At 71.8% G+C, this 26,631-nt stretch carries 24 protein-coding genes; 18 read left to right on the forward strand and 6 right to left on the reverse strand.

The features are described from left to right. Nucleotides 1-48 precede the first annotated feature (48 nt). Nucleotides 49-2,334, reverse strand: coding sequence for a glycogen debranching protein GlgX (glgX, locus tag ACFC1R_RS03880; protein WP_375932151.1), 2,286 nt, complete (start codon nucleotides 2,332-2,334; stop codon nucleotides 49-51). A gap of 238 nt (nucleotides 2,335-2,572) precedes the next feature. Here glgX and ACFC1R_RS03885 point away from each other — a divergent pair, with 238 nt between their 5' ends. The 6 genes from ACFC1R_RS03885 (at nucleotide 2,573) to ACFC1R_RS03910 (ending at nucleotide 9,402) form a co-directional block, all read left to right on the forward strand. After that, nucleotides 2,573-3,760 carry an Ig-like domain-containing protein gene (locus ACFC1R_RS03885; protein ID WP_375932154.1) on the forward strand — a complete coding sequence of 396 codons (1,188 nt, stop codon included), beginning with the start codon at nucleotides 2,573-2,575 and terminating at the stop codon, nucleotides 3,758-3,760. A 170-nt stretch (nucleotides 3,761-3,930) separates the two neighbouring features. Beyond that, a complete protein-coding gene (locus tag ACFC1R_RS03890) occupies nucleotides 3,931-5,199 on the forward strand; it encodes an Ig-like domain-containing protein (RefSeq protein WP_375932157.1) in 1,269 nt (422 codons plus the stop codon). A gap of 171 nt (nucleotides 5,200-5,370) precedes the next feature. Beyond that, nucleotides 5,371-6,570 carry an Ig-like domain-containing protein gene (locus ACFC1R_RS03895; protein WP_375932160.1) on the forward strand — a complete coding sequence of 400 codons (1,200 nt, stop codon included), beginning with the start codon at nucleotides 5,371-5,373 and terminating at the stop codon, nucleotides 6,568-6,570. A gap of 41 nt (nucleotides 6,571-6,611) precedes the next feature. Then, a complete protein-coding gene (locus tag ACFC1R_RS03900) occupies nucleotides 6,612-7,799 on the forward strand; it encodes an Ig-like domain-containing protein (protein ID WP_375932163.1) in 1,188 nt (395 codons plus the stop codon). Nucleotides 7,800-7,840: 41 nt separating this feature from the next. Then, on the forward strand, nucleotides 7,841-8,731 hold the full coding sequence (locus ACFC1R_RS03905) for an Ig-like domain-containing protein (protein WP_375932166.1): 891 nt from the start codon (nucleotides 7,841-7,843) through the stop codon (nucleotides 8,729-8,731). A gap of 125 nt (nucleotides 8,732-8,856) precedes the next feature. Further along, nucleotides 8,857-9,402: an ATP-binding protein gene (locus ACFC1R_RS03910; RefSeq protein WP_375932169.1), complete on the forward strand. Its 546-nt coding sequence runs from the start codon at nucleotides 8,857-8,859 to the stop codon at nucleotides 9,400-9,402. A 278-nt stretch (nucleotides 9,403-9,680) separates the two neighbouring features. On the opposite strand, the gene ACFC1R_RS03915 is transcribed toward ACFC1R_RS03910, so the two are convergent. The 4 genes from ACFC1R_RS03915 to ACFC1R_RS03930 all read right to left on the reverse strand — a co-directional run bounded on the left by ACFC1R_RS03915 (nucleotide 9,681) and on the right by ACFC1R_RS03930 (nucleotide 13,143). Then, nucleotides 9,681-10,283 carry a TetR/AcrR family transcriptional regulator gene (locus ACFC1R_RS03915; protein ID WP_375932172.1) on the reverse strand — a complete coding sequence of 201 codons (603 nt, stop codon included), beginning with the start codon at nucleotides 10,281-10,283 and terminating at the stop codon, nucleotides 9,681-9,683. A gap of 167 nt (nucleotides 10,284-10,450) precedes the next feature. After that, complete coding sequence (locus ACFC1R_RS03920; protein ID WP_375932175.1) at nucleotides 10,451-11,929, reverse strand: MFS transporter; 1,479 nt, start codon at nucleotides 11,927-11,929, stop codon at nucleotides 10,451-10,453. Nucleotides 11,930-12,013: 84 nt separating this feature from the next. Then, nucleotides 12,014-12,415, reverse strand: a complete 402-nt coding sequence (locus ACFC1R_RS03925) for a nuclear transport factor 2 family protein (RefSeq protein WP_375932178.1) — start codon at nucleotides 12,413-12,415, stop codon at nucleotides 12,014-12,016. A 92-nt stretch (nucleotides 12,416-12,507) separates the two neighbouring features. After that, on the reverse strand, nucleotides 12,508-13,143 hold the full coding sequence (locus tag ACFC1R_RS03930; protein WP_375932181.1) for a DsbA family oxidoreductase: 636 nt from the start codon (nucleotides 13,141-13,143) through the stop codon (nucleotides 12,508-12,510). Nucleotides 13,144-13,247: 104 nt separating this feature from the next. Between ACFC1R_RS03930 and ACFC1R_RS03935 the strand changes: the two genes are divergently transcribed. From ACFC1R_RS03935 to ACFC1R_RS03990, 12 genes are all read left to right on the forward strand, one after another. Next, nucleotides 13,248-13,652 (forward strand): winged helix-turn-helix transcriptional regulator, encoded by a 405-nt coding sequence (locus tag ACFC1R_RS03935; protein ID WP_375932184.1) that lies wholly within the window; start codon nucleotides 13,248-13,250, stop codon nucleotides 13,650-13,652. Between the two features lie 221 nt (nucleotides 13,653-13,873). Next, on the forward strand, nucleotides 13,874-16,678 hold the full coding sequence (locus tag ACFC1R_RS03940; RefSeq protein ID WP_375932187.1) for an AMP-binding protein: 2,805 nt from the start codon (nucleotides 13,874-13,876) through the stop codon (nucleotides 16,676-16,678). A 126-nt stretch (nucleotides 16,679-16,804) separates the two neighbouring features. Then, nucleotides 16,805-17,731 (forward strand): NAD-dependent epimerase/dehydratase family protein, encoded by a 927-nt coding sequence (locus ACFC1R_RS03945; RefSeq protein ID WP_375932287.1) that lies wholly within the window; start codon nucleotides 16,805-16,807, stop codon nucleotides 17,729-17,731. Continuing rightward, nucleotides 17,728-18,198 carry a nuclear transport factor 2 family protein gene (locus ACFC1R_RS03950; RefSeq protein ID WP_375932190.1) on the forward strand — a complete coding sequence of 157 codons (471 nt, stop codon included), beginning with the start codon at nucleotides 17,728-17,730 and terminating at the stop codon, nucleotides 18,196-18,198. The genes ACFC1R_RS03945 and ACFC1R_RS03950 overlap by 4 nt, the downstream gene beginning before the upstream one ends. Then, nucleotides 18,195-18,671 carry a quercetin 2,3-dioxygenase gene (locus ACFC1R_RS03955; RefSeq protein ID WP_375932193.1) on the forward strand — a complete coding sequence of 159 codons (477 nt, stop codon included), beginning with the start codon at nucleotides 18,195-18,197 and terminating at the stop codon, nucleotides 18,669-18,671. Before ACFC1R_RS03950 ends, ACFC1R_RS03955 begins: the two co-directional genes overlap by 4 nt. A 115-nt stretch (nucleotides 18,672-18,786) precedes the next feature. Further along, nucleotides 18,787-19,581, forward strand: coding sequence for a 4'-phosphopantetheinyl transferase family protein (locus ACFC1R_RS03960; RefSeq protein ID WP_375932196.1), 795 nt, complete (start codon nucleotides 18,787-18,789; stop codon nucleotides 19,579-19,581). Between the two features lie 33 nt (nucleotides 19,582-19,614). Further along, nucleotides 19,615-20,067 (forward strand): chorismate mutase, encoded by a 453-nt coding sequence (gene aroH, locus ACFC1R_RS03965; protein WP_375932290.1) that lies wholly within the window; start codon nucleotides 19,615-19,617, stop codon nucleotides 20,065-20,067. 2 nt (nucleotides 20,068-20,069) lie between these two features. Next, nucleotides 20,070-21,320, forward strand: coding sequence for a 3-deoxy-7-phosphoheptulonate synthase (locus ACFC1R_RS03970; RefSeq protein ID WP_375932199.1), 1,251 nt, complete (start codon nucleotides 20,070-20,072; stop codon nucleotides 21,318-21,320). A 61-nt stretch (nucleotides 21,321-21,381) separates the two neighbouring features. Continuing rightward, nucleotides 21,382-22,284 (forward strand): prephenate dehydratase, encoded by a 903-nt coding sequence (pheA, locus tag ACFC1R_RS03975; protein WP_375932202.1) that lies wholly within the window; start codon nucleotides 21,382-21,384, stop codon nucleotides 22,282-22,284. Then, complete coding sequence (locus ACFC1R_RS03980; RefSeq protein ID WP_375932205.1) at nucleotides 22,284-22,898, forward strand: malonic semialdehyde reductase; 615 nt, start codon at nucleotides 22,284-22,286, stop codon at nucleotides 22,896-22,898. Before pheA ends, ACFC1R_RS03980 begins: the two co-directional genes overlap by 1 nt. A gap of 139 nt (nucleotides 22,899-23,037) precedes the next feature. After that, a complete protein-coding gene (locus ACFC1R_RS03985; protein ID WP_375932208.1) occupies nucleotides 23,038-24,225 on the forward strand; it encodes an IS701 family transposase in 1,188 nt (395 codons plus the stop codon). A 74-nt stretch (nucleotides 24,226-24,299) separates the two neighbouring features. Continuing rightward, entirely contained in the window at nucleotides 24,300-24,704 is a 405-nt protein-coding gene (locus ACFC1R_RS03990; protein ID WP_375932211.1) for a VOC family protein, read from the forward strand. Nucleotides 24,705-24,845: 141 nt separating this feature from the next. Here the strand turns inward: ACFC1R_RS03990 and ACFC1R_RS03995 are convergent, their stop codons facing one another. After that, nucleotides 24,846-26,567, reverse strand: a complete 1,722-nt coding sequence (locus ACFC1R_RS03995) for a histidine decarboxylase (RefSeq protein WP_375932214.1) — start codon at nucleotides 26,565-26,567, stop codon at nucleotides 24,846-24,848. Between the last annotated feature and the right edge of the window lie 64 nt (nucleotides 26,568-26,631).

Raw genomic sequence — 26,631 nt, forward strand, 5'->3', positions numbered from 1 at the left:
TCATTTCTCATCTGGTTTTACGGGCCTGACGACGTGAACCAGCCATGGTCACCGGCCTGTTGCCGGGCCGCCCGGCCGGTCCGCGCCCGCCCGGCCCGGGCCCGGCCGGTCCGCGGCGATGCGGAACAGGCGGCAGGAGCGGGCGGCCAACTGGACGACGGCCAGGGCTTGGTGGTGGCGGGGCGTGAGGTCGGGGCGGGCGGTGTCGAGGACGGATTCGTAGGCCGCGGCCCAGGGTTCGCCGGGGAGGGTGAAGGGGACCGCCTGGGCGCCGGCGTTGAGGACCAGCAGGAAGCTGTCGTCGGTGAGGGCGCGGCCGTACCGGTCGCGTTCGGACATCGCGGTGCCGGAGAGCAGCATGCCGAGCACGGCAGTCGGCGCGAACCAGTCGGCCTCGGTCATCTCCCGTCCGTGCGCGGTGAACCAGGCCAGGTCCTGCTGCCCGCCCGGCACCGCCGCGCGTCCGGAGAAGAAGGCCCGCTGCCGCAGGACGGGATGCTCGCGCCGGAGCCGGATCAGCCGAGCGGTCAGGCGGTGCAGCGCCCGCCACTCGGGGTCGTCCAGCAGGGACCAGTCGAGCCAGCTGACGTCGGTGTCCTGGCAGTAGGCGTTGTTGTTGCCGCCCTGGGTGCGGCCGAGTTCGTCCCCGGCGGTGAGCATGGGGACGCCGGTGGAGAGCAGCAGGGTGGTGAGCATGTTGCGCAGTTGACGGTGCCTCAGTTCGACGATCCCGGGTTCGGCGCTCTCGCCCTCGGCGCCGCAGTTCCAGGACCGGTTGTCGTCGGTGCCGTCCCGGTTGTCCTCGCCGTTGGCCTCGTTGTGCTTGCGCTGGTAGGAGACCAGGTCCCGCAGGGTGAAGCCGTCGTGGGCGGTGATGAAGTTGACGGAGGCGTACGGCCGGCGCCCGCCGCGCTGGTAGAGGTCGGAGGAGCCGGAGAGGCGGTAGCCGAGTTCCCGGACGTCGGGGCGGGCGCCGCGCCAGAAGTCGCGGACGGTGTCGCGGTACTTGTCGTTCCACTCGGCCCACAGCGGCGGGAAGCCGCCGACCTGGTAGCCGCCCGGGCCGACGTCCCAGGGCTCGGCGATCAGTTTGACCCGGCTGAGCACCGGGTCCTGGGAGACCGCGGCCAGGAAGGGGTGGTGCATCTCGACGCCGTCGCTGCCCCGGGCGAGGGCCGCGGCGAGGTCGAAACGGAAGCCGTCCACGCCCATCTCGGTGACCCAGTAGCGCAGCGAGTCGGTGATCAGCCGGACCACCTGCGGCTGCCGGGTGTCCAGGGTGTTGCCGCAGCCGGTGTAGTCGGCGTAGCCGCGGCGGCTGCGGTCCAGGCGGTAGTAGGCGCCGTTGTCGATGCCGCGCAGCGAGAGGGCCGGGCCCATCACGCCGCTCTCGGCGGTGTGGTTGTACACCACGTCGAGGATCACCTCGATGCCCGCCGCGTGCAGCGCGCGCACCATCCGTTTGAACTCGCCCACCTGCTGGCCCCGGCTGCCGCCCGCGGAGTACCCGGCGTGCGGGGCGAAGTAGCCGAGCGTGTTGTAGCCCCAGTAGTTGCCGAGCCCGCGCTGCTGGAGGTGGTCCTCGCTGACGTGGTGGTGGACCGGCAGCAGTTCGACGGCGGTGACGCCGAGGCCGGTCAGGTGCTCCAGCGCGGCGGGGTGGGCCAGTCCGGCGTACGTGCCGCGCAGCTCGGCGGGGACGCCGGGGTGGCGCATGGTGAAGCCCCGGACGTGCAGCTCGTACAGCACGGTCTCGGCCCAGGGGGTCTTGGGCCGCTGGTCGTCGTACCAGTCGTCGTCGTCGTGGACCACCACGGCCTTGGGCACGTACGGGGCGGAGTCCCGGTTGTCCCGCACGGTGTCGGCCACCTCGCGCTCGGGCCAGTTGCGGACGGCGGTGCAGACGGCGTCGTGGCTGGCGTAGTGGCCGTCGATGGCGCGGGCGTACGGGTCGAGCAGCAGTTTCGCCGGGTTCCAGCGGGCGCCGGTCCACGGGTCCCACCGGCCGTGCACCCGGTAGCCGTAGCGGGTGCCGGGGAGGACCCCCGGCAGGTAGCCGTGCCAGGTCTGGAAGTTCTGCTCGGTGAGCGGGTGCCGGCTCTCCCGGCCCTCCTCGTCGAAGAGGCAGAGCTCCACGGCCTCGGCCCCGGCGGCCCAGAGCGCGAAATTGGTGCCCCGGCTGCCCTGCGGGCCGGTCCGGAACCGGGCGCCGAGCGGCTGCCAGCTACCGGGCCAGGGGGCGGTGGCGACCGGTGGCGGGGCGGTTCCGTCGGGGTGGGCTCTGGCGGGCGCACGTCGAAGGGCCTCCTGCCCCAGCTCCTGCCACGCCACCATGCCCGCACCCTCCCAGCGCGGGGAGTCCCGTTCCCCGCCTCCCTCTTGTTCCCTGATCGGCTGCTGCTGTCACGTGACGGCGTGTCTCGTGACGGACCGTGAACGATCGTGTTCGTACGCTGGTCCTGCAGGCGTCCGCCGACTGAAATCGTTCCCTCGTGTCCGCCCGACGATGCGGTCGTTATGCCCGGCATCGGGCGGAACCGATGGGAACAACTGAAACTGGGAGGGCCGGAACATGCATCCGGCAGTACGGGTCTGGGGCCGGTGCGCAGGGGCGGTCGGGCTGCTGCTGACCGGCGGGTGCTCCGGCGGCGCGCCGTCCGGCGACTCCGCACCGCAGGTCTCCCGCGCGGTGATCACCACCAGTCCGGTGGACGGCAGCCAGAACGTCCCGCTGGACGGCGGGGTCAGGGTGACGGTCGAACGGGGCAGGCTGGTCTCCGTCCGCCTCGCCGATCGCCGGGGCAACCAGCTGACCGGGCACACCAGCCCCGACGGGGCCAGCTGGATCCCGGACGCCAGGCTCGCCCTCACCACCCCCTACCGGCTGGACGCGGTGGCCAAGGACCGCGAGGGTCTGCGGTCGGTCAGCCACACCTCCTTCACCACCGTCACCCCCGAGCACACCTTCGCGGCCTTCTTCACCCCCGAGGACGGCAGCACGGTCGGCGTCGGCATGCCGGTCTCGCTGCACTTCAACCGCCCGATCACCGAGCGGGCCGCGGTGGAGCACGGCATCGGGGTCAGTGCCAGGCCGCGGGTGCCGCTGCGCGCCCGCTGGTTCGGCAACCGGCGGCTGGACATCCGCCCGGAGAAGTACTGGGTGCCGGGCACCAGGGTGACCCTGTCGCTGCACCTGAAGGACGTGGAGGGCGCACCCGGCGACTACGGCACCCAGCAGAAGGACGTCCACTTCACCGTCGGGCGCTCCCAGATCAGCACCGTCGACCTGGACGGCCACCGCCTGACCGTCCGCCAGGGCGGCCGGGTGGTCAACACCCTGCCGATCTCCGCGGGCGGCCCGGAGCACCTCACCTATCTCGGCACCATGGTGATCTCGGAGAAGTTCGAGGCGACCCGGATGGACTCGCAGACCGTCGGGCTGGGCGACGAGTACGACATCAATGACGTGCCGCACGCCATGCGCCTCACCCAGTCCGGCACCTTCCTGCACGGCAACTACTGGACGCCCAGGGACGTCTTCGGCAGCGCCAACACCAGCCACGGCTGCATCGGCCTGGAGGACGAGAAGGGCGGCTCCAACGGCAGCGCGGCGGGGTGGCTGTTCGACCACTCGCTGGTCGGCGACGTGGTCGAGGTGCACGGTCACGAGGGTGCCCGGGTGCCGGCGGACAACGGGCTCAACGGCTGGAACCTGCCGTGGGATCAGTGGCACCCGGTGGTCGATCCGGTGGCGCACTGAGTACGCACGACCTCCGCCCAGGATTCACTCAGATGCTCCAGTTATCCTGACGTACCGCACCGGCCGAGGCTCTGCTCCGACGGCCGGGTGCGGCGGAATTCTCCGGTCCGGTGCAACTTTCCGGGCTCGTGATGCGTGTATTCGGTGTGGATACCGGGAGGGGAGCAGCAGTGAAGCCCGTGCAGACGGCCGGCGCCGCGATATCGACGGCCCCGGGGCCGACCCGGCGAGGCGTTGCCCGCGGGACGGGCCGACGGGCCGGCGTCGCGCTGGTGATGGGCGGCGTGCTCCTGCTCGGTGCGGCCTGCAGCTCCGGCGGTTCGGCGGCCAAGGACGACGCCGCGGGCGGCTCCGCGGGCGGCTCCTCGGCCTCGGCCGTACCGAAGACCTCGGCGGCCGTGGTGACGGTCTCGGCCAAGGACGGCGCCACCAACGTGGCCCCGTCCGGCTTCCAGGTCACGGTGGCCGACGGCAAGCTGACCACCGTCGAGATGACCGACAAGAACGGCACGGCGGTGGAGGGCCGGATCGCCGCCGACGGCCTGAGCTGGAAGCCCGGGACCGCGCTCGCGGTGGGTACGGTCTACACCGTGAACGCCCAGGCCAAGGACTCGGCCGGGCTGGTCTCGGCCGCCACCAGCAGCTTCACCACGCTCTCCCCGGCCAAGACCGCCGCCGCCACCGACAACATCGCGGACAACGGCACCTACGGCGTCGGCATGATCGTCTCGGTGAACTTCAACAAGCCGATCAAGAACAAGGACGACGTGGTCAAGAACATCACGTTCGAGACCAGCGACGGCAGCACGGTGAAGGGCCACTGGTTCGGCAGCCAGCGGCTGGACTTCCGGCCGGAGAAGTACTGGAAGCCGGACACCAAGGTGACCGTGCACTACCGGCTGAAGAACGTCGAGGTCGCGCCCGGCGTCTACGGCGACGTGGACCGGGACGAGCCGTTCAAGATCGGCCGGGAGCGGATCAGCACCGCGGACGCGGCCACCCACCAGATGACCGTCCAGCAGGGCGGAAGCACGGTGAAGACCATTCCGATCACGGCCGGGAACGACGACAACCCGTCCTGGAACGGCACCATGGTCATCTCCAGCAAGGAGAAGGTGACCCGGATGAACTCGGCCACCGTCTCCAACGTCAAGGGCTCCGAGTACGACATCTCGGACGTGCCGCACGCGATGCGGCTCACCACCTCGGGCACCTACGTGCACGGCAACTACTGGGGCTCGTCGTTCGGCAAGGCCAACGCCAGCCACGGCTGCATCTCGATGCAGGACGCCAAGGGCGGCGACGACTCCTCCACGGCCGGCAAGTTCTTCGCGGACTCGATCGTCGGCGACGTGGTGAAGGTGGTCAACTCCAAGGGCAAGACGGTCCAGCCGGACAACGGTCTGAGTGGCTGGAACCTGAGCTGGGCCAACTGGTAGGAGCCGATCGGCCTCCTCGGACAGCACGGCACGGTCCGGCCGCTCCGGCGAGTGGCCGGACCGTTGTTGTGCTTTCGTGACTCGATCCTCGGTGTCGGGCGCAACTTATCGAGCGGATACGACGTGTATACCGCTGGGATCCAGGGATTTGAGGGGACGAACGTGAAGTCGGTGAGCAGGGCCCTGGTGGCAGGATTGCTCGGAGGCGCGCTGGCGCTGACCACGGCCTGCAGCAGCGGTGGTGGCGGCAACGGCGGGTCCTCGGACGGGGGCAAGCCGGCCGACTCCAAGGCGGCGGTGTCGGCGGCGCAGATCGCGATCGAGCCCAAGAGCGGTGCGAGCGACGTGAAGCCGTCGGGTGCGCTGAAGGTGTCGGTGGCGAGCGGCAAGCTGAGCAAGGTCACGGTGACGGACCAGGCCGGCAAGGCGGTGGCCGGGTCGATATCCGCGGACGGTGCCAGCTGGGTGCCCTCGGCGAACCTGTCGGTCGGCGCGCAGTACAAGGTCACCGCCCAGGCGGCGGACGACAAGGGCGTGGTGGCGACGGCGGAGAGCAGCTTCAGCACGCTCACTCCGAAGCAGGACGCCGGCGCGCACGACAACATCAGCGACGACGGCACCTACGGTGTCGGCATGATCGTCCGGGTCGACTTCAAGAAGCCGGTCAAGAACAAGGACGACGTGGCCAAGAACATCACGTTCGAGGCCAGTGACGGCAGCGTGGTGAAGGGCCACTGGTTCGGCAACCAGCGGGTCGACTTCCGGCCGGAGAAGTTCTGGAAGTCGGGCACCAAGGTGACCGTGCACTACCGGCTGAAGAGCGTCGAGGTCTCGCCGGACGTCTACGGCGGGGTGGACAGCGACGAGACCTTCACCATCGGCCGTGACAAGCAGAGCACGGTCGACGCCGAGACCCACCAGATGACCGTCGAGAAGGACGGTCAGGTGGTCCAGACCATCCCGATCAGCACCGGCGCCTCCTCGCCGAAGTCCTGGAACGCCTACAACGGCACGATGGTGATCGAGGCCCGCGAGGGCTCGGCGATCATGGACTCCTCCACCGTGCCGGGCCTGGAGGGCACCCCGTACAAGCACCCGGTCCCGCACTCGCTGCGGCTGACCGACTCGGGCACCTACGTCCACGGCAACAACTGGTCCGACGCGAGCGTCTTCGGCCACCAGAACGTCAGCCACGGCTGCATCGGCCTGCGGGACGCGCCCGGTGACAAGGGCGACGACAGCAGCTCGGCCGGCAAGTTCTACGCCGACTCGATCGTCGGTGACGTGGTGACGGTCAAGAACTCGGTGGGTGACGACGTCAAGCCGGACAACGGTCTGAGCGGCTGGAACCTCGACTGGAAGAACTGGTAGGCCGGTCACCGCCGGTACGAACGCGTAGGGGAGACAGGGACATGAAGCTGATCCGCGGGGGCCTGACCGCAGGGGTGCTGGTGCTGACCACCGTGGCCTGCAGCGCGGGCGGCGGCGGGGCCTCCGGCGACGCCGCGGCCCGGATCGCACCGTCGCCGAAGCCGACCGTGTCGGCGGCGCGGATCGCGATCGAGCCCGCGAGCGGTGCGAGCGACGTGAAGCCGTCGGGTGCGCTGAAGGTGTCGGTGGCGAGCGGCAAGCTGAGCAAGGTCACGGTGACGGACCAGGCCGGCAAGGCGGTGGCCGGGGCGATATCCGCGGACGGTGCCAGCTGGGTGCCCTCGGCGAACCTGTCGGTCGCCTCGCAGTACAAGGTCACCGCCCAGGCCATCGACGCCGACGGCGTCGCCACCCAGGCGGACAGCACCTTCGGCACCCTGACCCCGGAGAAGGACGCGGGCCCGTACGACAACATCGACAACGACGGCAAGTACGGCGTCGCGATGATCGTCTCGCTCAACTTCAGGAAGCCGGTGAAGGACAGGGCGGCGGTCGAGAAGGGCATCAGCTTCGAGACCTCGGACAACACCGTGGTGAAGGGCCACTGGTTCGGCGACCAGCGGGTCGACTTCCGGCCGGAGAAGTTCTGGAAGTCGGGCACCAAGGTGACCGTGCACTACCGGCTGAAGAGCGTCGAGGTCTCGCCGGACGTCTACGGCGGGGTGGACAGCGACCAGACCTTCACCATCGGCCGTGACCAGCGCACCACGGTCGACGCCCGCAAGGACACCATGACCGTGGTCCGGGACGGCGAGACGGTCGACACGGTGCCGATCACCGCGGGCAAGCCGGGCTTCGACTCCTGGAACGGCACCATGGTGATCTCGGAGAAGGCCGAGCGCACCCGGATGAGCTCGCAGGGCGTCAGCGGCGTCTCGGCGGCCGAGTCCTACGACCTCTCCGACGTCCCGCACGCGATGCGGCTCACCGACTCCGGCACCTACGTCCACGGCAACTCCTGGGCCATCGGCGCGATGGGTTCCTACAACGCGAGCCACGGCTGCATCGGGGTCGCGGACGCCCGGTACGGGAGCGACGGTTCGAACGCCGGAAAGTACTTCAACTCCGCTCTGGTGGGCGACCCGGTCACCGTGGTCAACTCCAAGGGTGCCGAGGTGGCCCCGGACAACGGCCTCAGCGGCTGGAACACGGACTGGCAGAACTGGTAGCCGGCCACGGCCGGTACGAACTCGTAGGGGAGGACGGGGACATGAGGCGGATACCCCGAAGGACGGCCGCGACCGCGCTGGTGCTGACCACCGCGGTCGGCGGTGTCGCGGTCGGCGGCGGCAGTGCGTTCGCGGCCCAGCCGGCGGCGGCCGTGCAGCAGAGCGCCGGCCCGTACGACAACGTCGAGAGCGGCAGCACCTACGGCGTGGCGATGATCGTCTCGCTCAACTTCAGGAAGGCGGTGCAGGACAAGGCGGCCGTCGACAGGGCCATCAGCTTCTCCACCTCCGACGGCAGCACGGTCAGGGGCCACTGGTTCGGCAGCAACCGGGTGGACTTCCGCCCGGAGAAGTTCTGGAAGCCGGGCACCAAGGTGACCGTGCACTACCGGCTGAAGAACGTCCAGGTCTCGCCCGGGGTCTACGGCGGGGTGGACAGCGACCAGACCTTCACCATCGGCCGTGACCAGCGCACCACGGTCGACGCCGCCAAGGACACCATGACCACCGTCCGCAGCGGCAAGAAGGTCAGCGCCTACCCGATCACCGCGGGCAAGACGGGCTTCGACTCCTGGAACGGGGTCATGGTGATCTCGGAGAAGGACGAGCACATCGAGATGAAGTCCGCGCCCGGGGCGCCCTCGGGCGAGCAGTACGACCTGAAGGACGTCCCGCACGCGATGCGGCTCACCGACTCCGGCACGTACGTCCACGGCAACTACTGGGCCGTCGACGCGATGGGCCACCGCAACGTCAGCCACGGCTGCATCGGCGTGGCGGACCGCGAGCACGGGAGCGACAGCTCGAACGCCGGCAGGTTCTTCAACTCCTCGCTGGTCGGCGACCCGGTCACGGTGGTCAACTCCAAGGGCGCCAAGGTGGCTTCGGACAACGGTCTGAGTGGCTGGAACACGAGCTGGAGCAAGTGGTAGGGCTCCGCGGCGCCGCGCGGCGCCGGGGCGGTCCGGTCTGACTTGCACCTGGCATATGCCAAATGAATAGTGATCGTTTCGTCATTGTCCGTACGCGGCCGCTTGCATTCCGCAATGATTGGCACATGGCGGGATGGGGCGAAGCTGAACGGACATCACATCCGGGCGCCGGTCTGGCTGCTGATGACCAGTCGGGCAGCCGGTCCTCGGTCCTGGAGACACTGGAGCTGCTCACTCCCCAGCAGGTCGAACGGGAGTGCTTCGGTCGGCTCTGCGAGCAGGTCGGAGCCGAGGAGGAGGTCTGTCTGCCCTCCCGGCCGGAGCTGGTCCGGGTGGTGAGACGGGTCGTCCTCAGGGTGCTGCAGGACTGGCAGTTGCCGCAGCTGCTGGAGGTCGGCGAGCTGCTCGCCGGTGAGCTGATGGCCAACGCGGTCCGGCACACCGGTGGGCGGAGGGTCGGCCTCCGGCTCACCCGGCGGCCGGGCTGGCTGCGGGTGGAGGTGCGCGACTCCTCGCGGGCGCTGCCCTGCCTGATCCTGGCCGAGCCGGGCAACGAGAACGGCTACGGGATAAAGCTGGTGGACGCGCTCTCCGAGCGCTGGGGCGCGGATCTGCTGCCGCGCGGCAAGGGCGTCTGGTTCGAGCTCAAGATCCGTGAGCGCACGGTCTGACCCCGGAAGACGATGCGGGGCCCCCGTTCCACGTGTGTGTGGTCGTCGGGGGCCCCTGCATGGTCACCGTGCCGGCCAAGGGGGTGCGTGCCGCACGGTGGTGACGGCCGAACCGGGTCAGATGGAAGGCCGTGGGTGTCGACGGACGCACTGCGTCCGGACTTGTCCGACTATTGCATGGTCTCAGCATGTGAGCAAATTCGATTGGAAGGTTTGTAGCCTATTTCACCTTTGGTATACGTATAAATTCACGCCATGGCCTGTGAATATTCACGCGATCAGGCCCGGGGCGTCGCCGAAGTGAAATCGCGCAACCCTTCCCGGAACGCCTCGCCACCGGACGGGCCGAGCAGGGCCTGCTGGAGCAGCAGGCCCTGCAGGATGCCGATCACGGCCCTGGCCAGGGCCTCGGCGGCCGCGTCGCCGGCCAGGACGCCGTGGCTCCTCAGCTCCTGCCCGTACCCGGAGAGCTCCTCGACCATGTCGGCCCAGCTGGACCGCAGCCGGGCGGTGAGCCCGGGGTTGAGCAGGCACTCGCTCCACACCTGGACCAGCAGCCGCGCCGCGCCGTCGCCCTCCCGGTTGAGCGGCGGCGCGGCGAGGATCCGGTCGAGAAGCTCGTCCAGGGTGGGAAACGGAGCTGCTGCCGCCGCGGCCACGACGCTCCGTCCGACCTGTTCGGCGGCTTCCGCGGCCACCTCGGCGATCAGCTCGTCCTTGCCGGCGAAGTAGCTGTAGACGGCGCCGGTCGACAGGCCGATGTCGGCGGCGACGTCCTGCATCGAGGCCGTCCGGAAGCCCTTGGCCAGGAAGCAGCGGCGGGCACCGTCGAGGATCTGGCGGCGGCGGCCGTCGCGGTGTTCTTGGGATACGCGGGTCACCGCGCTCCTCCCTCACTGTGGTCGGACCACCGGCCGGCTCCTCGGTGCACAGGGGCCCCGCGTGCGGCCGGGTGTCGCTCGCCGGCAGCGCCGTGCACGGCCGGCGAGCGGCACCCGGACCGCGGCTCGCCGGTCGGCGGCGTGCTGGTCGGCGGTGTGCCGGTCGGTCAGGACCGGGCGGCGCCGGCGGTCGGGGCCGGGTCCGGGTCCGCGGCCGGCCGCGCCGGGGCGGGGGCCGGACTCTTCGGCAGCAGCGCCGTGAGCGCGATGGTGGCGAGCAGCAGCGCGATGTCGATGCCCGCCGTGAGCTGGACGGCCGAGGTGAAGCTCGCCCGGGTCGGATGGGCGCCGATCGCGCCGAAGAGCACGGTGCCCAGCAGCGCGACACCGGTCGCGTTGGCGAACTGCTGACTGGTCGTGAGCACTCCGGCGGCGGCCCCGGCCCGGGCCTGCGGGACGCCGGCCAGCACCGAGCCCATCAGGGCCGGCATCACCAGGCCGTTGCCCAGGCCGACCAGGGCGAGCGGTCCCAGCAGCCAGGCGGCGCTGATGTCCGCGCCGAGCTGGTGCAGCTCGATGATCAGCGTGGTGACGCCGACGGCGCTGACGGCGGCGCCCAGGGCGAGCACGCGCAGGCCGTAGCGGGCGACCAGGCGGCGTCCCGCGACCGAGGTGACGCCCAGCAGCACGCCGAGCGGGGTGAAGGTGAGACCGGCGGAGAGCGCGGAGAGCCCGAGGCCGGCCTGCAGCAGCAGGGTGAGGGTGAAGATGAAGCTGCCGAAGAAGGCCATGAAGGCGATGTTGACCACCAGCCCGGCGGTGAACGGGCGGCTGCTGAACAGGGTGAGGTCCAGCAGCGGGGACCCGCCGCGAGCGGTGAGCCGCTTCTCCCAGCCGAGGGTCGCGGCCACCGCGGGCACCGCGGCGACGAGCAGGACCCAGGTCCAGACCGGCCAGCCGGCGTTGCGGCCGAGCATCAGCGGCACCAGGACCAGCGCCAGGCTCACCGAGACCCCCAGGGCGCCGAGCAGGTCCAGCGAGGCGCGGCGTTCGCTGCTCTGCCGGGGTACCAGCCGCAGCGCGCAGGCGATGGTGGCGGCACCGATCGGGACGTTGATCAGGAAGATCACCCGCCAGCCGAGGCCGAACAGGTCGGCGTCCAGCAGGAGACCGCCCAGGACCTGGCCGGCGACCGAGGCCAGCCCTGCGGTGACGCCGAACCAGGCCATGGTGCGCGGCCGCTCCGCCGGTGCGAACGGCGCGGTGATCAGGGCGAGGATCTGCGGCACCATCAGGGCGCCGGTCAGGCCCTGGAGCATGCGGGCCGCGACGAGCTGACCGGGGGTCAGGGCCAGTCCGCACAGCAGGGAGGCCAGCGAGAAGGCGGTCAGCCCGACCAGGAACATCCGGCGGTGGCCGAAGATGTCGCCGAGCCGCCCGCCGGTGACCATGCCGCTGCCGTAGGTGAAGGCGTAGCCGCCGACGATGAGTTCCAGGGCGATGTCGCCGGCGTGCAGCTGGTCGCGCAGGGACGGGGCGGCGACGTTCACCACGAAGGTGTCGAACTGGGCCATGAAGGAGGCCAGCAGCACCACCGGGAGCATGAGCCAGCGGCGCGGGTGGGGCGCGGGATCGGGTGGGGTCATCGTGGAGCCGCCTGTTCGTCGGGGTGGGAGGCGTCCGGGTGGGAGGCGTGGGGACGGGAGTTGGGCACGGTGCTCGTTCCTCGGTCAGTCGGCGATGAGACGGTGCATCTCCGCGGTGTCGAAGACGTCCTCCAGCCGGGCGGCCCGGCCGTCGCACAGGGTCCACGAGTGGATGAAGCGCAGGGTGCCGGTCCTGCCGTTGTGGGCGGTCACGTGGCGGCTGCCGAAGACCACGATCCGGTCGCCGTCGACGACGAACTCCTCGGGTACGACCTGCTGCCCCGCGAGCACCGTGGGGACCTTGGCGAGGAACGCCTTGACGCCGTCGTGGCCGTGCTTGGTGCCGCCGACGCCGTAGCGGACCATGCCCTCGGGGTGGACCCAGGCGATGTCGGGGGCCAGGGCGTCCAGGACGGCCGGAAGGTCGCGGCGGTCGAAGGCGGCGTAGATGTCGCGGACCAGGTCGAGGTTGGTGGTCGAGGTCATGGGCGGTTCTCCAGACGTTCGGTGTGGAGGCCGGCACGGGCCGGCCGTGGACGGGTGCAGGGACGGGGGTGGCAGCGGCGGGGGTGGTGGGGTCAGGCGGGGGAGGCCAGGGCGGCTTCGAGCAGCCGGACCAGTTCGGCGGTCTCCCGCATGCCGGCCGCCCAGGGGCGGCCGTCCACGGCGAGGAAGGGGACGCCGGCCGCGCCCAGCTCGCCGCCGCGGCGGGCCTCGGCCCGCACCTGCGCGGCGTGGGCGTCGCCGGCCAGGACGGTGCGTGCCGGGTCGGCCTCCAGGCCGACCTGGGTGGCCAGTTCGACCAGGGTGTCCGGGTCGGAGAGGTCGAGGCCCTCGCCGGTGAAGGCACGGGCCAGCCGTTCGGTGAGTGCGGGCCGCAGCCCGTGCCGGCCGGCCCAGTGGGTGAGCCGGTGGGCGTCGAAGGTGTCGACCGGGCGGGCCAGTTCGAGCCGGTACGCGAGGCCCTCGGCCGCGGCCAGCGCGCCGACGTAGGCGATCCGCTGTTCGACCTGCGCGGGCGGCAGGCCCGCGGCGGCGACGTGCGCGGGCAGCAGGCGCCCGGGACGGTAGGGCACCGGCGGAGTGAGCGGGAGGCTGTGCAGCGCGACGGTGGTCGCGAAGTCGTGTCCCAGGTGGTCCAGCGCCGTCTCCAGGCGCCGCATCCCGATCGGGCACCACGGGCACACCAGGTCCACCCATAACTCCACGCGCATGTCCGCCGCCGTCCGTCTCTGATGTCTGCTGCGACCAGCAGCGAACTCACCATAGGAGGTGAACTTACTTTTAGTAAGAACGCACCTTTGGGTAAGCTCCGGTCATGACGGAAAGAGTGCTGGTGAACGATTCCGCGGCCGCCCAGCTCGGCGATGTCTTCGACAGTGACTGCCCGGTGCGGACGGTGCTGAGCCATGTCGCCGGCCGCTGGGGCGTGCTCGTGCTGGCCGCCCTGGACGGCGGCCCGCTGCGCTTCTTCGAGCTGCACCGCCGGATCGGCGGGATCAGCGACAAGATGCTCACCCAGACCCTGCGCACGCTGGTCCGGGACGGTCTGGTGAGCCGCACCGTGGAGCCCTCGTCCCCGCCCAAGGTCTCCTACCGGCTCACCCCCGTGGGGGAGGACCTCACCGCGCCGTTGCTGCACCTGCTCGACCGGATCAGGGAGCGCACCGCCGACGTCATCGCGGCCCAGCAGAGCCACGACACGCAGGCCGCCACGGCCTGACGCCGGGCCCCGGCCCGGGAGGGCGCACGGTCCGTCCGCGCGCCCTCCCGGGCCGGTCGGCCGTACCCGATCCGCGAATCTGGCACAGTCCCGGAGAACTGGCTAAGTGCGTCTCGTGATCTTTGCCCTCTCTTCGAGTGCATGTTCATTCTGGCAAGAGCCCGCCGGCCCCGACCCGCCCCGGCAGGGCCCCTTCCCACGCACTCAGGAGAAGCACGACGATGACCATTCAGGAAGCTCTCCCGGTGGACCTCGACGCTGCGCACACGCAGCAGGAGGCCTCCCACGTCGCCGATCTGCTGGTGCGCGCCGCCCTTCGGGCCCCGGACCGGGGGCTGCGCTACTGCCTCACGGAACAGGTGACCGAGAGCAGGCTGCAGACCTATCCGGAACTGCTCGACGAGGCACGGCGGATACTGGCCGGCCTGCGGGCCCGCGGTGTCCGGCCCGGCCGGAACGTCGCGCTGCTGCTGGAGCGGCCGGACGAGTTCCTGCCCGCCTTCTGGGCCTGCCTGCTCGGCGGTTTCGCCGCCTGCCCCATGGTGCCCGTCCGCAACGACCCGCAGCGGTGGGCCGCCCAACTGGCCCACGCCGGCGACCTGCTGGACGAGCCGCTGCTGGTGACCACCGATCGCCTGCGCTCCGAGCTGCCGGACGTCCCCGGCCTGGAGGTGGCCGACCTGGCGACCCTCGCGGCGGAGGTCTTACCCGCCGAGGTGGAGATCCACCAGGCGAAGCCCGCCGACGTCGCGCTGCTGGTGCTCACCTCCGGTTCCACCGGGAACTCCAAGGCCGTCGTGCTCACCCACGCCAACCTGCTGGCCTCGATGCGGGCCAAGGCCGAGGTGCAGTCGCTGACCGGCGAGGACACCACGCTCAACTGGATCTCCTACGACCACGTCGCGGCCCTCCTGGAGGCCCACCTGCTGCCGCTGTCGGTCGGCGCGGAGCAGCTGCACACCAGCCCGGACGCGATCCTCGGCGACCCGGTGCGGTTCCTCGAACTGATCGACGCCCACCGGGTGACGATGACCTTCACGCCGAACTTCCTGCTCGGCCTGATCAACCGGGCGCTGTCCCAGCGGCCGTCCGGTCAGGACCTGGAGCTGGACCTGTCCAGCCTGCGCCGGATCATCTCCGGTGGCGAGGCGAACCTGGTCTCCACCGGCGTCGCCTTCCTGGAGGAGCTGGCCCCGTACGGGCTCGACCGCCGGGTCCTGTGGCCGGCCTTCGGAATGACCGAGACCTGCGCGGGCAGCATCTACAACCGCTCGTTCCCGGACGCGGACGCCGGTGCCGAGTTCGCGGCCGTCGGGCATCCGGTGACCGGCCTGGGCATCCGGGTGGTCGAGGACGGCGGCGACCGGGTGCTGGCCGACGGCGAGGTCGGCGAGGTCCAGCTGTCCGGTCCGATGGTCACCGGCGGGTACCTCAACAACAACTCGGCCACCGCGGCCGCGTTCACCGCCGACGGATGGTTCCGCACCGGAGACCTGGGCCGCCTGGCCGAGGGGCGGCTGACCCTGGTCGGGCGCAGCAAGGACAGCATCATCGTCAACGGGGTCAACTACTTCAGCCATGAGCTGGAGGCGCTGCTGGAGGACCTCGACGGGATCGAGAAGTCCTACGTGGCGGCGTTCCCCACCCGGCCCGGGGGCAGCGACACCGAGCAGCTGGTGGTCGCCTTCGCCGCCACCGCGGCGGCGACGGACGAGGCCGAGCTGCACCGCCTGATGATCGCGGTGCGCAACAGCGTCGTCATGCACTGGGGGTTCCGCCCCTCCCTGCTGCTGCCGCTGCCGAAGGAGGCGTTCCCGAAGACCAGCCTGGGCAAGATCCAGCGCTCGCTGATGCGCACCCGGCTGGAGGCCGGGGCCTACGCCCCGCAGCAGGAGGCGGTCGAGGAACTGGTGACCCGTCAACTCGGCGGCCACGTGGCGCCCGAGGGCGAGGTCGAGACCGTGCTGGCGGGCATCTACGCCGAGCTGTTCGACGTGGCGCCGGAGACGATCAGCGCCACCGCGAGCTTCTTCGACCTGGGCGGCACCTCACTCGACATCCTGCGCCTGAAGCGGCTCGTCGGCGTCCGGCTCGGGGCCGACGACCTGCCGGTGTTGGCGATCCTCACCGCGCCGAGCGTCCGCGCCCTGGCCGGGCGGCTGCAGGCGGCCGAGCAGCCGGGCGGGGCCGCGTACGACCCGATCGTGCCGCTCCAGACCAGCGGGGACAGGACACCGCTGTTCTGTGTCCACCCCGGGGTCGGCGAGGTTCTCGTCTTCGTCAACCTGGCCAAGTACTTCGTTCACGAGCGCCCCTTCTACGCCCTGCGGGCCCGCGGGTTCAACCCCGGGGAGAAGCCGTTCGAGAGCTTCGCGGAGATGGCCCGCAGCTACGCCGACGCGATCCGCGCCAAGCAGCCGCACGGCCCGTACGCGATCGCCGGCTACTCGTTCGGCGCGGCGGTCGCCTTCGAGATCGCCAAGCTGCTGGAGGCGGAGGGCGAGCGGGTCGACTTCCTCGGCAGCTTCAACCTGCCGCCGCACATCAAGTACCGCATGGACGAGCTCGACTACATCGAGACCGCCGTCAACCTCGCCATGTTCCTGGAACTGATATCGAAGCAGCAGGCGAAGGAACTGCCGGCCGAGCTGCGCCCGCTGGGCAGGGACGAGCAGCTCGCGCACCTGATCCGGCTGGCGCCGCCGGAGCGCCTGGCCGAACTCGACCTCGACCTGCCGCGGTTCGCCGCCTGGGCCGACCTCGCCGACGGGCTGACCGGTCTCGGCCGGACGTACCAGCCGACCGGCAGCGTGCGGTCGATGAGCGTCTTCTACGCGATCCCGCTGCGCGGCACCAAGCAGGACTGGCTGGAGCGGGAGCTGCGGCGGTGGGACGACTTCAGCTCCGAGCCCAACCGGTTCCTCGACGTCCCCGGCGAGCACTACACGCTGATGGGGCCCAAGCACGTCGCCGCCTTCCAGGGCATCCTGCGCGCCGAGCTCGACCGCGCGCTCGGCGGCAGGTGACCGGCCCCGGCCGTACGACGGCCCCGTACGGCGACCGTACGGCGACCCCCATCCGACGACCCCACACGACGAGTCCGTGCGACGGCTCCGCACGACGACTCCGCACGACCTAAGGACACGGCGTTGATACACGGTAAGAAGATCCTGATCACCGGGGGCACCGGCCAGGCGGCCCGCCCGGTCGCCGAGGCGCTCGCGGCCGGCAACGAGGTCTGGTGCCTGGGCCGGTTCGGTACGCCCGGCGTCGAGGACGAGCTGCGCGAGGCGGGCATCACCACCTACCGGTGGGACATGGGCGAGGACACCCTCGAATCACTGCCCGACGACTTCACCCACGTCATGCACTCGGCCGTGCACCGGGGGTACGACGGCGACTTCGACACCGCCATCGAGGTCAACTCGGTGGCCGTGGGGCGCCTGATGACCCACTGCCGCAAGGCCGAGTCCTTCCTGCACGTGTCCACCGGGGCGTTCTACAAGCGCCAGTCGCTCGACCACCGGTACAAGGAGACCGACCCGCTGGACGGGGTGGCCGACTGGCTGCCCACCTACCCGGTGGCCAAGATCGCCGCCGAGGGGACGGCCCGTGCGTACGCCCGGACGCTGGGCCTGCCCACCACCATCGCCCGGCTCAACATCTCGTACGGGCCCGCCTCCTACGGCGGTGTGCCGGTGATGTACTTCAAGCAGATGCTGGCCGGCGAGCCGATCCCGGTCCCGGTCGAGGGCCAGAACTGGGCCTCCCTGATCCACACGGACGACCTGGTCCACCAGGTTCCGCTGCTGTGGGGCATCGCGACGACGCCGGCCACGGTGGTCAACTGGGGCGGCGACGAGCCGGTCGGCATGACCGACTGCGCCCGGTACATGTCCGAACTCACCGGTGTCGAGGCGAAGTTCGTCGCCAGTGAGGTCACCCGTGAGACCTACGCCTTCGACAGCACCAAGCGCCGCGAACTGATCGGCGACTGCACGGTCGAGTGGCACGAGGGCATCCGCCGCACCCTTGAGGTGCACTTTCCCGAGGTGCTCGGCAAGGGGGTGCCGGCATGACCGCCGCGCAGCCCGACGCCACCGCGCAGCCCGACGCCACCGTCGTGGAGCAGCGGATCCGCGCCGCGTACGAGGCGTTCCACCGCCGGGACGTCGAGGGGATCCTGGAGTTCTTCGCCCCGGACGTCGTCTGGGTCCACCCGGACGGGATGAGCGACGTGGGCCTGGGCGGGGCCAAGCACGGGCACACCGGGATGCGGGAGTTCCTGGCACACGTGCCCACCGTCCTCGGTGGCATGCGGCTGGCGCCGGAGGAGTTCCTGGTGCTCGGCCGTCGCGTGGTGGTCTTCGGCACCCGAGAGGTCGTCGCCCTGGACGGCCGGAGCGCGACCCTGCGCTTCGTCCACTCCTGGACGCTGGAGGACGGCCGGGCGGTCCGGTTCGAGGACTACTTCGACACCGTGGAGATGCGGCGGCTGATCGACCCGGTGGGAGCCGGCCGGGAGCCGCGGGCGGTGGCGCCGTGAGCACCCACGACCCGCGGGTGCTGTTCGTCCCGGCGGGTGCGGGCGCGAGCCGCTGGGTCTTCGGCGACCGCTACACCTTCAAGGTCGACGCGCAGGACACCGGGGGCTCCTTCAGCCTGCTGGAGGCCCTCGTCCCGGCCGAGGCCGGACCGCCCCCGCACATCCACCACCACGCCGACGAGGCGTTCTACCTGCTGGACGGTGCGATCGAGTTCACCGACGGCGAGGAGACCCACGTCGTGGAGCGCGGCGGCTTCATCTTCATCCCGCGCGGCAGTGTCCACGGCTTCCGCAACCTCGGACCCGATCCCGTCAGGATGCTCGGCTGGTTCACCCCCGGCGGCACGGAGGGCTTCTTCCAGGAGCTCGGCGTCCCCGCGGTGGAGGGTGCGCCGCCGCCGGACGCCCAGCGGCAGGCCGACGCCGAGGACGCCCTGGCGATCCTCGCGAAGTACCACTCGACGTACGTGTGACCGGGTCGGCACCCGGGGCCACCGGTCCGGGAGCGGCAGCGCCCCGGACCGGTGGCCCGGCTCGGCCGCCGACCAGCAGACCCCGCCGCCGACCGCCGGACGGACCACCGGAACAGTGACCGACAACCGCACCGAGGACGCCCGCCCGCAGCCCCGTTCGGGACCCGGCGGGCCGGCCCGGGACGCGCACACCTGCGAGGTGTGGTGGGCCCGGCCAGCGCAGGTGCCCGCAGAGCTGGTGAGCGTCCTCAGTCCCGCCGAACGCGAACGGCGCGCCGCGACCGTCCGGCAGCAGGACCGTGACCGCTTCACCGCCGCCGCGGCCCTGCTGCGCCTGGCGCTGGGCGCCCGGCTCGGCATCCCGCCGGCCCGGGTGCCCATCGACCGGACCTGCCCCGACTGCCCGGACCCGCACGGCCGGCCCCGCCTGCCGGGCAGCCTCGGCATGGACTGTTCGGTCGCCCGCAGCGCGGACCAGATCGCCGTGGCGGTGAGCTCGGGCCGGACCATCGGCGTCGACGTCGAGGACGTCGTCGAACAGCACGAACTCGACGACCTCGCCGTCACCGCCCTCACCCCGCGGGAGCGGGCGGCCGTCGCCCGCCGCCCGCGGCGCAGCAGGCCGCGGGCCGTCGCCCGGCTGTGGACGGCCAAGGAGGCCGTGCTCAAGGCGACCGGAGACGGACTGCGGATCTGTCCCGGCTCGGTGGAGATCCACGCCACCCGGGACGAACTGCGGCTGCTGGGCCTGCCCCGGATCCCCGCCCTCGCCCGGGGAGCGGTGCTGCACCGGCTCCGCCCCGCCGCGGCGGTGGCCACCCTCGCGGCGCTGGGCCCCGAACCGCTGACCGTACGCGAGTACCCGGCAGCCGATCTCTACCGAAACCTTCCGCACATCCCCGCCGCCTGAACCGGCTTGTCGCCCCCGAGGTGTCCGATGACCATGCAACGCAGCCGCACCACGACGGCCGCCGCCCCACCCACCCCAGGCCCTGCGGTGGTCCGGGCCATCCGCGGTGCCACCCGGGCGCACGCCGACGAGCCCGCCCTGATCGAGGCGGCCACCGGTGAGCTGCTCTCCACGATCATGGACCGCAACGCGGTCGGCGACGACGACCTCATCAGCATCCTGTTCACCGTGACGCCCGACCTGGCGTCCGCCTACCCGGCCCGTGCGGCCAGGGAGTTGGGGCTGACCGAGGTGCCGCTGATGTGCGCCACCGAGATCCCGGTCCCCGGGGCGCTCACCCGCGTCATCCGGGTGCTGGCCCACGTCCACACCTCCCGCCCCAGGGAGTCGCTCCGCCACGTCTACCTGGGGGGCGCCGCAGTACTGCGGCCGGACCTGGCCGCGGTCGAGGCGGTCCCCACCGGCCCGCTCTTACGAGGAGAATGACCATGTCCACGAGCACCCATGACGCCGTCCCCCTCGCGCAGCCCGTGGAGGCGGCCGTGCCGCTGCGGTCCCACGACGGCGCCGACGCCTGGAGTTCGGCACCCGCCCGGCAGCAGCCCGACTGGTACGACCCGCTGCGCGCGGCCACCGTCCGCGCCGAACTCGCGCGGCTGCCGGGCCTGGTGACCTGGGAGGAGATCCAGGTCCTGCGGATGCTCCTGGCCGAGGCCGCCGCCGGCGGCTACCAGGTCATCCAGGCCGGGGACTGCGCCGAGGACCCCGCCGAGTGCGAACCCGGACAGGTCGCCCGCAAGGTGGGCCTGCTCGACGCCCTGGCCGGGGTGATGAAGGTCAACACGGGCAGGCCCGTGATCAGGATCGGCCGGATCGCCGGACAGTTCGCCAAGCCCCGCAGCGCCCCGACCGAGACCGTCGAGGGCGTCGAACTCCCGGTCTACCGCGGCCACCTGGTCAACTCGCCCGCCCCCACCGCGCGGGAGCGCCGGGCCGACCCCGAGCGGATGCTCTCCTGCTACCGGGCCGCCGACCGCGCCACGGCCTTCCTCCGGCAGCGCACGGGCGGTTGGACACCGCCCACCGGCGCCCCGGTGTGGACCAGCCACGAGGCCCTCGTGCTCGACTACGAACTCCCCCTGCTGCGCCGGACCCCGACCGGCCGGACCATGCTGGCCTCCACCCACCTGCCCTGGATCGGCGAGCGGACCCGGCAGCCGGACGGCCCCCACGTCCAGATGCTCGCCGAGGTGGCCAACCCCGTGGCGTGCAAGGTCGGTCCGACGACGACGGCCCGGGAGCTGGTGGAGCTGTGCGCCCGGCTCGACCCCGGCCGGGAGCCCGGCCGCCTCACCCTGATCGCCCGCATCGGCGCCGCGAAGGCGGCCACGGCCCTGCCGCCGCTGGTCGCCGCGGTCCGCGCGGCGGGGCACCCGGTGGTCTGGCTGTGCGACCCGATGCACGGCAACACCGTCAGGGCGCCCGGCGGCCTGAAGACCCGCTCGGTGCAGACCCTGATCGAGGAGGTCGTGGCGTTCCAGCAGGCGGTGGCCGACGGCGGCGGCGTCCCGGCCGGCCTGCACCTGGAGACGACGCCGGAGGCGGTCTCGGAGTGCGTCTGGAGCGAGGCGCGGCTCGACGGGGTGGGGGAGCGCTACACCTCGCTGTGCGATCCGCGGCTCAACCCGCAGCAGGCCATCGGCGTGGCCGGGGCCTGGGGCGTCGCCGACCCGCACTGACCATCCATCACGCGGCGCCCGCCGGGGAACCGGAGGGCCGTACCCGAGGAGGCCGGCCGCGATGCACACCGCCTATCTGGGACCGTCCGGTTCGTTCACCGAGGCCGCGCTGGCCGGCCTCGGGATACCGCCGGAACAGGCCCTGCCGTACCCGGGCGTCCAGGAGGCGCTGGAGGCGGCCCGTACCGGGGCGGCCGACGCCGCGGTCGTGCCCTGGGAGAACTCCGTCGAGGGCGTCGTCACCGCGACCGTCGACGCCCTGGTGGACCGCGCGGAGCTGAGCATCACCGGCGAGACGCTGCTGCGGGTGGAGTTCGCCCTCGCCGCACCGCCGGGCGGCTCACTGGCCTCGGTGCGGCGGGTGCTGACCCACCCGCACGCCCACGCGCAGTGCCGCGGCTGGCTGGCCGAGCACCTGCCGCACGCCGAGTTCCTCCCGGCGGGCTCCACCGCTCAGGCCGCCCGCACGGTGGCCGAGGCGGGCTCGGGGGATCTCGCCGCGATAGCCTCCCCGACCACCGTGACCGGCTACGGGCTCGACCTGCTGGCCCGTGGCATCGGGGCCCGTCCCGATGCGGTGACCCGGTTCGTCAGGGTCAGCCGGGGCCGCGCCGTGCCGGTGCCGACCGGGGCGGACCGCAGCACGCTGGTCGTCCCGCTGGCCGGACGCATCGGTGAACTGAACGCCGTGCTCGACGAGTTCAGCCGGACCGGCACCCGGCTGACGTCGGTGCTCTCGCGGCCCACCGGAGACGGCCTGGGCCGCTACTCCTTCCTGCTGGAGTGCGAGGGCCACATCACCCAGCCCGCGGTGCTCACCACCGTGGCCGCGCTGCGCCGACGGGTCGAGACGACCCTGTTCCTCGGCAGTTACCCGCGGGCCCACCGCCCGCTGCCGCCGCCCGCACCGCGCGGGACGCGCGGCACCACGTCCCTTCCCCTGCTCCCCTCCAGGAGATCTTGATGAAATCCGCAGCCACCCCCCAGGACCTCCTCGCCCTGCCGTCGTCGGCCCGGGACCTGCTCTTCCACGAGGCCCGCACGGCGCACACCTTCACCGCCGAACCGGTCGGCGACGACCTGGTCGAGGCGATCCACCGACTGATCAGGTCCGCGCCGACCTCGCTGAACAGCCAGCCGCTGCGAGGCCTCCTGGTCCGCTCCGAGCAGGCGCGCGAGCGGCTGGTCGAGCGGATGGCCCCGAACAACCGGGCCAAGACCCGGCAGGCGCCGCTGACCGCGATCCTGGCCGCCGACCTCGACTTCCACGACACCCTGCCCAGGCTGGTCCCGCACCTGCCCGGCGCCCGGGAGCTGTTCGCGGACGCGCCGGTACGGCACGAGGCGGCGCTGCTCAACGCCTCGCTCCAGATCGGCTACTTCATCCTCGGCGTACGCGCCGCAGGGCTGGCGGCCGGGCCGATGAGCGGATTCGACGCCGACGCCGTCACCGAGGAGTTCTTCCCCGGCCGGGAGTGCCGTCCGCTGGTGGTGGTCAACATCGGCCGCCCGGGCCCGGACGCCTTCCGCCCCCGGGGCCCCCGGCTGGAGTTCTCCGAGGTGTTCCGGACCGTCTGAACCCACCTGCCGACGCCCCGGTCAACGGTGCCCCAGGATCCCGTGTGGTTGTTGTGATCGCGCCGCCCCGGGGCACCGGGGCGGCATACGGTCGTTCGCAGACTGAGCTCTTTGGCAGACTACGAGGGGAGGGCCCGCGATGCTCGCAGGCATCAGTCGACCAACGTTCGGTCACACACTCCATGGTGACGCCGATTCAGGGCTGTTCGAGGCATTCCTGGCCCCGCTGCGCAGACGTGGTCAGCGGACCTACGCACTGCAGTACCTGCGCGGTCTGCTGACCGCGACCGGCCGCAAGACCATCCGCAAGATCGCCTTACTGGGAGAGGCCGACGGAACCAGTCACGCCCTGCACCACTTCATCAGCGACTCGCCCTGGGACTGGTGCGAGGCGCGCCGCTCGGTGGCGCGCTACCTCGACGAGGAGGTACGGCCGAGTGCCTGGGTCGTCGCACCTCTGGTGATCCCCAAATCCGGCCCGCACTCGGTCGGGGTCGACAGCATCTTCGTGCCCGACCTGGGCGTCCAGGCCGTCGGCCAGCGGTCCTACGGTGTCTGGCTGACCCGAGAGGAGACCAGCTACCCCGTCAACTGGCGGCTGCACCTGCCCGACCTGTGGCTGGAGGAGGAGCGGCGGCGCGAGGCGGGCATACCGGCGCACATCGAGTCCGCCACCCTCGGCTCCTGCGTCACCCGGGCGGTGCTCGACACCGCGTCCTGGGGGCTGGAACGCAGGCCGATCGTGATCGACGCCCGCGAGACCAACCCGCTTGACGTGGTCGGCGAACTCACCGCGGCCGGTGTGCCGTTCCTGCTCAAGGTCAGCTGCTCGACCCGGGTCCTGCCCACCGACCGGGGTCTGGCCGCCGCCGAGGACGGTCCGCTGTCGGTGCTGCACCTCGTCGCGACGCTGCACGCCCAGCGCCAGCACGTGGCGTGGAAGGAACCGCAGACCCGCTCGGTCAACTCCTCGCTGGCCGCGACGACGCCCGTGCGGCTGGCGGGGACGGGCGACGGGAACGGGCTCGTCCTGCTGTGCGAGTGGCAGGGGTCCCGGGGCAGGCCGTCGGGTTTCTGGCTCTCGTCGATGGTCGGGCAGTCGGCCGAGCAGCTGCTCCGGCTCAGCAAGCTCGCCCTGCAGGTGGCCACCGACACCGCGGGCACCGGCGTCGAGGTCGGCCTGCGCGACTACGAGGGCCGGACCTTCAGGGGCTGGCACCACCACATGACGCTGGCCTCGACCGCGCACGCGGCGACCATGCTGGCGGCCGACGCGGAGCGCCGCGGGGCCGAGGCGTACCCGGTCGGCCTGCGCCGTACGGCATGACCCGGCAGTCAGAACCGTCCCGGCCGTTCGCACCGTCCCGGCCGTTCGAACCACCCGAAGGGGAAGAGTCGTCCATGAGGTTCCACCATGTCGGCGTCAGCGTCGCCAGTCTCGACCGGTCCCTCGACTGGTACGAGAAGGTGCTCGGGTTCCAGCGCGGTTACAGCTTCGAGGAACCCGGCGCCGGGCTGCGCGGGGCGTTCGCGGTCGGCCCCGACGGGTTGAGCATCGAGCTGCTCGAACGGACCGGCTCGACCCCCGGGGCACGCGGGCTCGACCCGTTCCGGGCGGCCGGGGTGCACGGCTACCACCACGTCTGCCTGGCCGTCGAGGACCTGGACGCGACGTACGGCCAGGTGGTGGCCGCCGGCGCGACGGAGGTGTGGGAGCCGCACCGGTCCCCGGACCCGAACATCCGCGTCGCCTACGTCGCGGACCTGGACGGGAACTTCATCGAACTCCTCGAACAGGTGGGCTGAGCCGCACCGGGCCCGGCCCTGGTGGGGCCCGCGTCGAGCGGGCCCCACCAGGGCTCGGGCGGTGTCACGGCCCGACTCCGCCCGGAGGGCACGGCCGCGGGCCTCCCGCTCGGCCGGCCGGGGGTGACGCGGGCGCGGCGGTCAGGGGCGCCGGAGGATGACGGGGTCGTTGCCGAGGTCCTCCAGCAGGGCGTCCAGCTTGGCCCGGTCGACCGAGGACATCAGGAAGACGTGCACGTAGCTGCGCCGGGTCCGCTCGTCGCCCGGGACCAGCAGCACGTCCTGCGAGGACAGCGACCACTTCGCCACCAGCTCGCAGCTGGGCTTGCGGAACCGGACCGTGATGGCGCCCGGGGTGCGGGCCGGCCACAGCTCGACGTCCTTCTCGTGCTCCAGGAGGTGGAGGCGCTGCTCCAGGTAGGCGGCCAGCTCCTGGGCCCTGCGGATCCGGTCCACCTGGTCCTGGTAGGAGTGCCGGGACAGGTGGTCCCAGAGCACCAGCGGCGAGAAGCCGTTGCGCGACCCGGCGAACGTGGTGTCGGGTGCGCCGATGTAGTCCGGCTGGGACGGCGGTGAGATCTGGTACTTGACCTTCGTCATGTAGATGCCGCACGGCCACGGTGCACCGGGCCACTTGTGGCCGCTCATGGCGATCGAGGAGACCATGTCGAGGTCGCCGAACTCCCGGGTGGGCAGCGTGATGCCGAAGTCGAACTCCGGGACGCCGGTCTCGGGGGTCCAGCCGAACCCGGCCGGATCCGCACCCGCCATCCGCATGAAGGGCGCGTACCCGGCACCGAGGGCGCCGTCCACGTGGATCCAGAACCGCCGCCGCAGGTCGACCAGCGGCTCGCCGGTGACCGGGTCCTTGCCGTACACCACCTCGCCCTGGATCAGCCCGTGCTTCTCGAAGATCGGCAGCAGGCGCTCGCAGACCTGTCGGACGTCGTCGTGGGCGCCCTTGAAGGTGCTGCCGAGGTTGAGGCTGACGAAGACCGGGTGCCCCTTCGCGGCGAAGAACTCCACCAGCACCGCCAGGGCGTCGACGTCGATCTCGCCGGTGCCGTCCCAGGAGTGACCCGAGGGGCCGCTGCGGGAGGGCACCTCGGCGGGCCACTCGCGCGGCTGCGCACCGGGCCCGGCCAGCGGGCACTCGTCCGGGTACTGCTCGGTGCCCACGGCGTGGAAGGTCTCGACGCCCAGTACGTGGACCGCCTTGGCGAACGAGTAGTGGGTGTCCTCGGAGTAGAACGCCACCGGGCGGTAGGCGTTGGGGTTGCTCGGCTCGGACGGGGCCTGGACGTACCGCGGGGTGCCGGACGGGCCGGTCGGCGGCTGGATCAGCGCTTTGCCGCTCAGGTAGTCCCTGGCGTTCCAGAGCGCGTACATGTTGCCCTCGGTCGAGCCCATGGACAGCACGTACCCCCAGTACGACTGGGGGTCGTCCGCGTCGTACGGCCCCTTGGCGTGCCACAGCGCGGCGTAGTAGTCGAGCACCGCGCGCTCGACGACCTTGGTGTTCGGCTTGTAGCCGCCGCTCTGGAACGGGTCACCGAGGTTGTTGATGTTGTGCTGCATGAACCGGCCGAGGTCGAAGGCGCTGCCGCCCATCTCCTGGGTGGCCTGGTAGCCGAGCAGGTAGCGGCGCTTGCCCGTCAGGTACTCGTCCATCGTGTCGAGGGCGCGCAGGCGCTGCTCGTCGTCCAGCCCGCCGGCCGGGAGCTCGAAGTCGCGGACGTCCGGCTCCTGGGCCGGGCCCTGCGGTGCGCCGAGGCGGGACCCGTCCAGGGGCGGTATCAGGACGTCCAGCCGGGTGGGCTCGTCGTGGCCGGCGTGGACGGTCAGGGTGTCGGTTCGGCTCATGGCGCAGCACTCCCGGTTCGCTGGGTCAAAGGACCTGCCCGGCACGTCCGGTGGGTTGGCGGTG

The organism is Kitasatospora sp. NPDC056138, from assembly GCF_042264695.1.
In the GTDB taxonomy this organism is placed as follows: Bacteria; Actinomycetota; Actinomycetes; order Streptomycetales; family Streptomycetaceae; genus Kitasatospora.

Bases quoted from the DNA above. Each gene is read 5' to 3' on its own strand.
- ACFC1R_RS03940 (WP_375932187.1), top strand. From the start codon at position 13,874: ATGACCATTCAGGAAGCTCTCCCGGTGGACCTCGACGCTGCGCACACG.
- ACFC1R_RS03935 (WP_375932184.1), top strand. From the start codon at position 13,248: ATGACGGAAAGAGTGCTGGTGAACGATTCCGCGGCCGCCCAGCTCGGC.
- ACFC1R_RS03970 (WP_375932199.1), top strand. From the start codon at position 20,070: ATGTCCACGAGCACCCATGACGCCGTCCCCCTCGCGCAGCCCGTGGAG.
- glgX (WP_375932151.1), bottom strand. From the start codon at position 2,334: ATGGTGGCGTGGCAGGAGCTGGGGCAGGAGGCCCTTCGACGTGCGCCC.
- ACFC1R_RS03950 (WP_375932190.1), top strand. From the start codon at position 17,728: ATGACCGCCGCGCAGCCCGACGCCACCGCGCAGCCCGACGCCACCGTC.
- ACFC1R_RS03990 (WP_375932211.1), top strand. From the start codon at position 24,300: ATGAGGTTCCACCATGTCGGCGTCAGCGTCGCCAGTCTCGACCGGTCC.
- ACFC1R_RS03905 (WP_375932166.1), top strand. From the start codon at position 7,841: ATGAGGCGGATACCCCGAAGGACGGCCGCGACCGCGCTGGTGCTGACC.
- ACFC1R_RS03980 (WP_375932205.1), top strand. From the start codon at position 22,284: ATGAAATCCGCAGCCACCCCCCAGGACCTCCTCGCCCTGCCGTCGTCG.
- ACFC1R_RS03920 (WP_375932175.1), bottom strand. From the start codon at position 11,929: ATGACCCCACCCGATCCCGCGCCCCACCCGCGCCGCTGGCTCATGCTC.
- pheA (WP_375932202.1), top strand. From the start codon at position 21,382: ATGCACACCGCCTATCTGGGACCGTCCGGTTCGTTCACCGAGGCCGCG.
- aroH (WP_375932290.1), top strand. From the start codon at position 19,615: ATGCAACGCAGCCGCACCACGACGGCCGCCGCCCCACCCACCCCAGGC.
- ACFC1R_RS03885 (WP_375932154.1), top strand. From the start codon at position 2,573: ATGCATCCGGCAGTACGGGTCTGGGGCCGGTGCGCAGGGGCGGTCGGG.
- ACFC1R_RS03995 (WP_375932214.1), bottom strand. From the start codon at position 26,567: ATGAGCCGAACCGACACCCTGACCGTCCACGCCGGCCACGACGAGCCC.
- ACFC1R_RS03930 (WP_375932181.1), bottom strand. From the start codon at position 13,143: ATGCGCGTGGAGTTATGGGTGGACCTGGTGTGCCCGTGGTGCCCGATC.
- ACFC1R_RS03985 (WP_375932208.1), top strand. From the start codon at position 23,038: ATGCTCGCAGGCATCAGTCGACCAACGTTCGGTCACACACTCCATGGT.
- ACFC1R_RS03900 (WP_375932163.1), top strand. From the start codon at position 6,612: ATGAAGCTGATCCGCGGGGGCCTGACCGCAGGGGTGCTGGTGCTGACC.
- ACFC1R_RS03925 (WP_375932178.1), bottom strand. From the start codon at position 12,415: ATGACCTCGACCACCAACCTCGACCTGGTCCGCGACATCTACGCCGCC.
- ACFC1R_RS03910 (WP_375932169.1), top strand. From the start codon at position 8,857: ATGGCGGGATGGGGCGAAGCTGAACGGACATCACATCCGGGCGCCGGT.